The organism is Dysosmobacter sp., from assembly GCF_052306735.1.
GTDB lineage: Bacteria > Bacillota > Clostridia > Oscillospirales > Oscillospiraceae > Oscillibacter.
Genome location: NZ_DAWBAJ010000013.1, coordinates 44,494 through 50,951 on the forward strand (window position 1 = coordinate 44,494; position 6,458 = coordinate 50,951).

A 6,458-nucleotide genomic window follows, 5' to 3' on the forward strand; every position below is an offset into this window, starting at 1 on the left:
AGCACCGCAGTCGCGAACCGGGGCATACCGTCTGCGGACGGTATCCCCGGTTTTTTGAACAGGGGGAGAGAACATGAAAAAACGTGTGGTCTACGCCGTCCCCGGCGGTGGGCTGACGATGCTGGCGGCTCTTTCCGTGCTGCTGATGCTGGGGTCCGCTGTCATCCGGATTGCCTGGGCAGCGGGGGAGCAGGGGATGTCTTCCGGCTTTTTCTGGATGCAGATCGTACTGCCTGTGGCGGCCTGTGTGCTGTTCATCCTGATGGTGCTGGCGGACCGGAAGGACCGTCTCTATCGAACGGCGGTTCCGGTATGGATGGGCTGCATCTTCTTTGCTGTAAAGGCTTTTGGGTTTCCAAGTGCCGTACATATGGTGCTGTGCCTGCTGCTCTATACGCTGGTGGCGGTGCTCTACACCGCTACGGTGACGGGGCGTATTCCTACCCAGGTACCGCTGTGGTTTTTGTTTGGCTTGCCCCTTTTGTACCATCTGCTGGTGGAGGATCCCCAGAAGCTGGGCTGGCCGCTCCATGACTGGCTGCCGGAGGTATCGGTGCTTTGCTGCATGGGCGGGCTTTTGTGTGTGTCCCTGGCTATGCGGCGGCACCTTCCGGCGCCGGAGGAGTATGTCCGCCGCTTCGGCGACCGCAATGACGGACGGCGGGTACGGACGCTTTCTCCCATCTTCGCGGTGTCTCCGTACATCATGAAGACCCGGAACACCTCCCAGAATTACATCACCGATCAGATCGAAGTCAGCAACACGGAGCGCTACATTCTGGAAAAGCGCCGGGAGGGCATGAAGAATTTCGGCATCCTCCATGTGCTGCTGGCGGCCTATGTTCGCACCTGTGCCCGGTACCCGGGGCTCAATCGCTTTATTGCCGGGCAGAAGATCTACACCCGGGACCGGGAGATTGAGATCAACATGACGGTGAAGAAGGAAATGTCTACGGATTCGCCGGACACCGTCATCAAGGTGACATTCGATCCGGCAGATACGGCGCAGGAGGTCTACCAGCGCTTCCACGCCCGGATCCGCCAGGTGAAGGATTCTCCCACGGATACCTCCTTCGACGCCCTGGCCGGAGCGTTCAATGCCGTGCCGGGATTGGCCCTCAAGGGATTGGTTTTTGTGCTGCAGACGGCGGATTACTTTGGTTGGCTGCCCCGGTGGCTGACCCGGCTGTCCCCCTTTCATGGATCCCTGTACATCACCTCCATGGCGTCTCTGGGGATCCCGCCCATCTACCATCATCTCTATGACTTCGGCAATGTGCCGGTGTTCTGCTCTTTCGGCCGTAAGCGCCGGGTCTACGAAGTGCAGCGGGACGGCACCGTGGCCCGAAAGAAATATGTGGATTGCTGCTTTGTGACTGACGAACGCATCGTGGATGGCTTCTACTTTGCTGCCGCCATGCGCTCTCTCCATGAGCTGCTGTCGGATCCCTGGCAGCTGGACCGCCCTCCGGAGACCGTCCTGCAGGATCAGAAGTGAAACAGGGAAGCTGAGCCGCACGCCGAAAGGCGTGCGGCTTCTTTATTTTAGACGCTCCTCTTGACAAACGAAAAGAGGCTTATATAATATGAAGTATACTTCATGTGAAGCGTGCTTCATGTTCATAAGGAGGGGAGGACGATGAAAAACCGGGTGCGGGAGCTGCGCCAGAAGTTGGGACTGACCCAGCAGCAGCTGGCGGAGCAGGTGCGTGTGTCCTCCCGGACCATCATTTCCCTGGAAAAGGAGCAGTACAATCCCTCGCTGCTGCTGGCGTATCGGATCGCCCAGGTGTTCGGCACCACGGTGGAGGAGCTGTATTGTCTGGAGGAGAACAAGAGACTGGAGGATCAGGAGTATGAACTGGAAGATCTATCATAAGAAGAACTTTTGCGGCGGTCTGTGCCTGCTGGTCCTGGGCGTGGCCCTGCCGGTGACCTGCCTGATCCGGGGCTGGGAGCGCTTCTCCGTCAAGGACGGCGTCCTGACAGTACTGCTGATACTGACAGGGGTGGGCGTTATCCTGCGGAGTCTGGACCGGGAGAAGTCCCGGGAGGACCGGAGGGAGGAACGGGACGAGCGGAACCGATGGATCGAGCTGCGCAGCCAGGCAGTGTGCTACAGGGTGCTGTGGTGGTTGGTGGTGGCAGGCTTGTTGGCCTGCGGAGTGGGCTACGGCGTAACGAAAGAGGACGTTTACCTGGGCCTGTTCTCAGCTTGCCTGGTGCTGTATCTGGCGGCCTTGGTGTCCCGGCTGGTAAGTAAGCTTTACTTTGAAAATCGGCTGTAAGGATGTGAAAACCGGCAGGGGAGCGCTGCATTCGCGCTCCCCTGCCGGTTTGGCGAAAATGGAAGTCATCCGTTGGGATGGCTTTTTTTATAGGTAAGGTAGCCCTCCAGGATTAACGACGCCGCCACAGCATCCACGGTTTTCTTCCGCTTTTTGGCATTCTTGCCGCTGTTAAAGAGAATCTGGTGGGCGTCGATGGTGGTGCGGCGCTCATCCCAGAGTACCACAGGCAGCCCCGTGACCTGGCGCAGCATATCCGCCATGGCCTCCGCCTTTTCCGCCCGGGGACCCCGGGTTCCGTCCATGTTCTTTGGGTGCCCCAGTACCAGCTCTTCCGCGCCGTGCTGGGCGGCCAGCTGGGCGATCTGCTCCGCCACTGCCTCGGGGCGGTAGGCGTTGATGGTGGTGGTGAAGCCCGCAAGAAAACCAGTGGGGTCGGAAATGGCGATGCCGGTGTGGGCGTCACCGTAGTCGATGGCCATAATGCGCATATGCGTTCCTCTCTTTCCGGATGCAGGGCGTTCCCCCCGGGACGCAGCATGGCTCTGATGGGGGAGAATTGCCCGGATCGTGGGTTTATGATAGCATAAGGAAAAACCGGACGCAAGGAAGTAAAAAATCCTGACAGATTTTTGCAAAAAACAGTTGACCTTCGGTAATCCTTGTAGTATAATCACTCTTACCTGTGAAAAGGGCTTTTTTTTCGCGCGCTTTTTCGCTTTTCAGCGCCGGAGAAAAAGGACCCTTCCAATGGCAGGGAGGCAGTCGGTATCCCCGGCTGAACCGGGACGATACCAATTATAAGGAGGTGCCGTTAGATGCGCGTAAAAGTGACCCTGAGATGCAACGAGTGCAAGCAGAGAAACTACAATACCATGAAGAACAAGAAGAACACTCCGGACAAGCTGGAGCTCAACAAGTATTGTCCCTTCTGCAGGAAGCACACGCTCCACAGCGAGACCAAGTAATTCCGCGGAATTGTTGAGAAAGGGCGTGTAAACGTTAATGGCAGAAGAAGCGAAGAAGAAAAAGGATCGCGGCCTTTGGTTCCGCGAGATGAAAAGCGAACTCAAGAAGGTCGTATGGCCCACCCGCAAGACCGTGCTGGCCAACACCGGTACCGTTTTGCTGTGCTCCCTTCTGATCGGCGCTTGCATCTGGATCTTCGATTTCGTGGCGGTTTCCGCCGTGCAGATGATCCTCAGTGCGTTTGGTGCTTAAGGAGTAATTGACATGTCAGACAGCGCCAAGTGGTATGTGATCCATACCTATTCCGGTTATGAAAATGCCGTCAAGAGCAGCATCGAGAAGTTTGTGGCCGGCCGCGGCATGGAGGATATGATCCTGCGCATGGAAATCCCCATGGAAACCGTTACCGAGGTCACCGATTCCGGCGCCTCAAAAGAGGTGGAGCGGAAGGTCTTCCCGGGCTATGTGCTCATCAAGATGGTCATGACCGACGATACCTGGCACCTGGTCCGCAACGTCCGGGGCGTCACGGGATTCGTGGGCTCCGCCAACAAGCCTATCCCCCTTACGGAGGAGGAAGTGCTTGCCATGGGCATGGAGAAGCACGAGATCGTGGTGCAGTACCAGGTGGGCGACCATGTGAAGATCGTGGACGGCCCGCTGGCCAGCTTTACCGGCGTCGTGGAGGAGATCGAGCCCGAGAAGAACCGGGTGAGCGTCATGGTCTCCATGTTCGGACGGGAGACTCCGGTAGACCTGGAGCTGGATCAGGTAGAGGTCCAGGAGTAAGAGAAACCCGCGCCCCTTGGGGCGCCGCCGCACCGGGCGTTTCCGGCGCAAGTGGGAGGGACGAAGTCCCGCCAAAGACGGCCGCTGGCCGCCACCACATTTATAGATTTAGGAGGTGCTACTGAAGTGGCACAGAAGATTACTGGTTATGTGAAGCTGCAGATCCCCGCAGGCAAGGCAACTCCCGCACCCCCCGTTGGTCCCGCTCTGGGCCAGCACGGCGTCAACATCGCCGCCTTCACCAAGGAGTTCAACGAGCGCACCAAGAACGACATGGGCATGATCATCCCTGTTGTCATCACCGTGTATGCCGACCGTTCCTTCTCCTTCATCACCAAGACGCCCCCCGCGGCCGTCCTGATCAAGAAGGAGTGCAACATCGAGTCCGGCTCCGGTGTCCCCAACAAGACCAAGGTGGCTACCATTTCCAAGGCCTCCATCCAGAAGATCGCTGAGATCAAGATGAAGGACCTCAACGCTGCCAGCCTGGAATCCGCTATGAGCATGATCGCCGGCACCGCCCGTTCCATGGGCGTCGTCGTGGGCGACTGACCGTTTACAACAGCCGAGCGGCGTTGACCGCCGCTCCATACAGTGGGAGGATCGATTCCGAAGAACCACTATGAGGAGGAAGTAACATTGTTTAGAGGCAAGAAATATCAGGAAAGTGCCAAGCAGATCGACAAGAACACCTTGTACGAGGCTGCCGACGGCATGGCTCTCATCTGCAAGACCGCCAGCGCCAAGTTCGACGAGACCGTCGAGCTGCATGTGAAGCTGGGCGTTGACTCCCGTCACGCTGACCAGCAGGTCCGCGGTGCCATCGTGCTGCCCCACGGCACCGGCAAGACTGTCCGCGTGCTGGTGTTCGCCAAGGGCGACAAGGCCGACGCTGCCCGTGAGGCTGGTGCCGACTACGTGGGCGATACCGATATGATGGAGAAGATCCAGAAGGAAAACTGGTTTGACTTTGACGTGGTGGTTGCCAGCCCCGATATGATGGGTGTGGTTGGCCGTCTCGGTAAGGTTCTGGGCCCCAAGGGCTTGATGCCCTCTCCCAAGGCCGGTACCGTGACCCCTGACGTGGCCAAGGCCGTCAAGGAAGTCAAGGCCGGTAAGATCGAGTATCGTCTGGACAAGACCAACATCATCCACTGCCCCATCGGCAAGGTCTCCTTTGGCCCCGAGAAGCTCACCGAGAACTACAACGCTCTCATGGGCGCCATCGTCAAGGCCAAGCCCGCCGCTGCCAAGGGCCAGTATATCAGAAGCTGCGTGGCCGCTTCCACCATGGGCCCCGGCGTCAAGATGAACACCGCCAAGTTGGTGTGATCTCCGGCGAGGGATTTCCCCGCCTGCGGAGTTCCGCTGATAGCGGATCATCCGCGAAAAATCGATATTTGGGTATTGACATTTGTGCAATACTTGAATATAATACCAGATGCGTTCCAAAGACAGCAGGTGGGTTTCCCCGTAAGTCCTGCCGAGGGCGGCAAATGATGATTTGCTATCCGTCCTTGTGTGTCTTTGCGCACAAGGACGGTTCCTTTTTTTGAACGCACCTACAATTTCTCTGGAGGTGAACACAAGAATGCCTAACGCAAAGGTCTTAGCCGAGAAGCAGGCCATCGTGGCCGAGCTGACCGAGAAGATCCAGAAGGCTACCGCGGGCGTGATTGTCGACTACAAGGGCATCACCGTTGCAGAAGACACCGCGCTGCGTAAGGAGTGCCGGGAGAGCAATGTGGATTACGCTGTGGTGAAGAACACCCTGCTCCGCTTTGCTTTCAACAACACCGGCCTCAGCGAGCTGGACGGTCTGCTCAACGGTACCACGTCCCTGGCTCTGTGCGAGGATCCCGTGGCTCCCGCCCGTGTCATGGCCAATTACGCCAAGAAGCTGGACGGCAAGTTCGAGATCAAGGGCGGCTTCATGGACGGTAAGCCCGTCTCCCTGGAGACCATCCAGTCCCTGGCTTCCATCCCCGCACTGCCCGTCCTGCAGGCCCAGTTCCTGGGCACCATGCTGGCCCCCATTACCGGCCTGGCTGTCGTCCTGAAGCAGATCGCCGAGAAGAACGGCGCTCCCGCCGAGGATGCCGCTCCCGCCGAGGAGGCTCCCGCAGCCGAGGCTGCTCCCGCCGCTGAATAATTTGCGGCCACACATTTTATTTTACAATTAGGAGGCTACTACAATGTCTGAGAAAGTTACTGCTATGATCGAAGAGATCAAGGGCCTGACCGTTCTGGAGCTCAGCGAGCTGGTTCACGCTCTGGAGGAAGAGTTCGGCGTGTCTGCTGCCGCTATGGCTGCTCCCGCAGCCGGCGCTGCTGCTCCCGCTGCTGAGGAGAAGACTGATTTCGACGTGGTCCTGACCGGCTTCGACGCCGCTGCCAAGATCAAGGTCATCA

General features: G+C 58.2%; 10 protein-coding genes, 1 pseudogene and 1 other annotated feature. Of the genes and pseudogenes, 10 read left to right on the forward strand and 1 reads right to left on the reverse strand.

Translation table 11 applies throughout. The features are described from left to right. The first annotated feature begins 73 nt into the window (after nt 1-73). The 3 genes from ACT67G_RS05325 to ACT67G_RS05335 all read left to right on the forward strand — a co-directional run bounded on the left by ACT67G_RS05325 (nt 74) and on the right by ACT67G_RS05335 (nt 2,288). On the forward strand, nt 74-1,498 hold the full coding sequence (locus ACT67G_RS05325; RefSeq protein WP_443663327.1) for a hypothetical protein: 1,425 nt from the start codon (nt 74-76) through the stop codon (nt 1,496-1,498). 141 nt (nt 1,499-1,639) lie between these two features. After that, the gene (locus ACT67G_RS05330; protein ID WP_325246380.1) at nt 1,640-1,879 is read left to right on the forward strand and encodes a helix-turn-helix transcriptional regulator; all 240 of its coding nucleotides are present in this window, start codon (nt 1,640-1,642) and stop codon (nt 1,877-1,879) included. Then, a complete protein-coding gene (locus ACT67G_RS05335) occupies nt 1,857-2,288 on the forward strand; it encodes a hypothetical protein (protein WP_443663329.1) in 432 nt (143 codons plus the stop codon). The genes ACT67G_RS05330 and ACT67G_RS05335 overlap by 23 nt, the downstream gene beginning before the upstream one ends. Before the next feature lie 65 nt (nt 2,289-2,353). On the opposite strand, the gene ruvX is transcribed toward ACT67G_RS05335, so the two are convergent. Beyond that, a complete protein-coding gene (ruvX, locus tag ACT67G_RS05340) occupies nt 2,354-2,779 on the reverse strand; it encodes a Holliday junction resolvase RuvX (protein ID WP_443663331.1) in 426 nt (141 codons plus the stop codon). Between the two features lie 327 nt (nt 2,780-3,106). Here ruvX and rpmG point away from each other — a divergent pair, with 327 nt between their 5' ends. The 7 genes and pseudogenes from rpmG to ACT67G_RS05375 form a co-directional block, all read left to right on the forward strand. Continuing rightward, nucleotides 3,107-3,256, forward strand: coding sequence for a 50S ribosomal protein L33 (rpmG, locus tag ACT67G_RS05345; RefSeq protein WP_022289376.1), 150 nt, complete (start codon nt 3,107-3,109; stop codon nt 3,254-3,256). Nucleotides 3,257-3,293: 37 nt separating this feature from the next. Then, the gene (secE, locus tag ACT67G_RS05350) at nt 3,294-3,509 is read left to right on the forward strand and encodes a preprotein translocase subunit SecE (protein WP_325246372.1); all 216 of its coding nucleotides are present in this window, start codon (nt 3,294-3,296) and stop codon (nt 3,507-3,509) included. A gap of 12 nt (nt 3,510-3,521) precedes the next feature. Further along, nucleotides 3,522-4,046, forward strand: a complete 525-nt coding sequence (gene nusG / locus ACT67G_RS05355) for a transcription termination/antitermination protein NusG (protein ID WP_325246370.1) — start codon at nt 3,522-3,524, stop codon at nt 4,044-4,046. 126 nt (nt 4,047-4,172) lie between these two features. Next, nucleotides 4,173-4,598, forward strand: coding sequence for a 50S ribosomal protein L11 (rplK, locus tag ACT67G_RS05360; protein WP_326215385.1), 426 nt, complete (start codon nt 4,173-4,175; stop codon nt 4,596-4,598). A gap of 87 nt (nt 4,599-4,685) precedes the next feature. Further along, a complete protein-coding gene (gene rplA / locus ACT67G_RS05365) occupies nt 4,686-5,378 on the forward strand; it encodes a 50S ribosomal protein L1 (protein WP_325244995.1) in 693 nt (230 codons plus the stop codon). Nucleotides 5,379-5,476: 98 nt separating this feature from the next. Further along, nucleotides 5,477-5,604: a sequence feature (ribosomal protein L10 leader region), on the forward strand. A gap of 33 nt (nt 5,605-5,637) precedes the next feature. Further along, on the forward strand, nt 5,638-6,198 hold the full coding sequence (gene rplJ, locus ACT67G_RS05370; protein WP_325244993.1) for a 50S ribosomal protein L10: 561 nt from the start codon (nt 5,638-5,640) through the stop codon (nt 6,196-6,198). A 43-nt stretch (nt 6,199-6,241) separates the two neighbouring features. Further along, a pseudogene (locus ACT67G_RS05375) lies at nt 6,242-6,458 on the forward strand (50S ribosomal protein L7/L12); the annotation flags it as partial.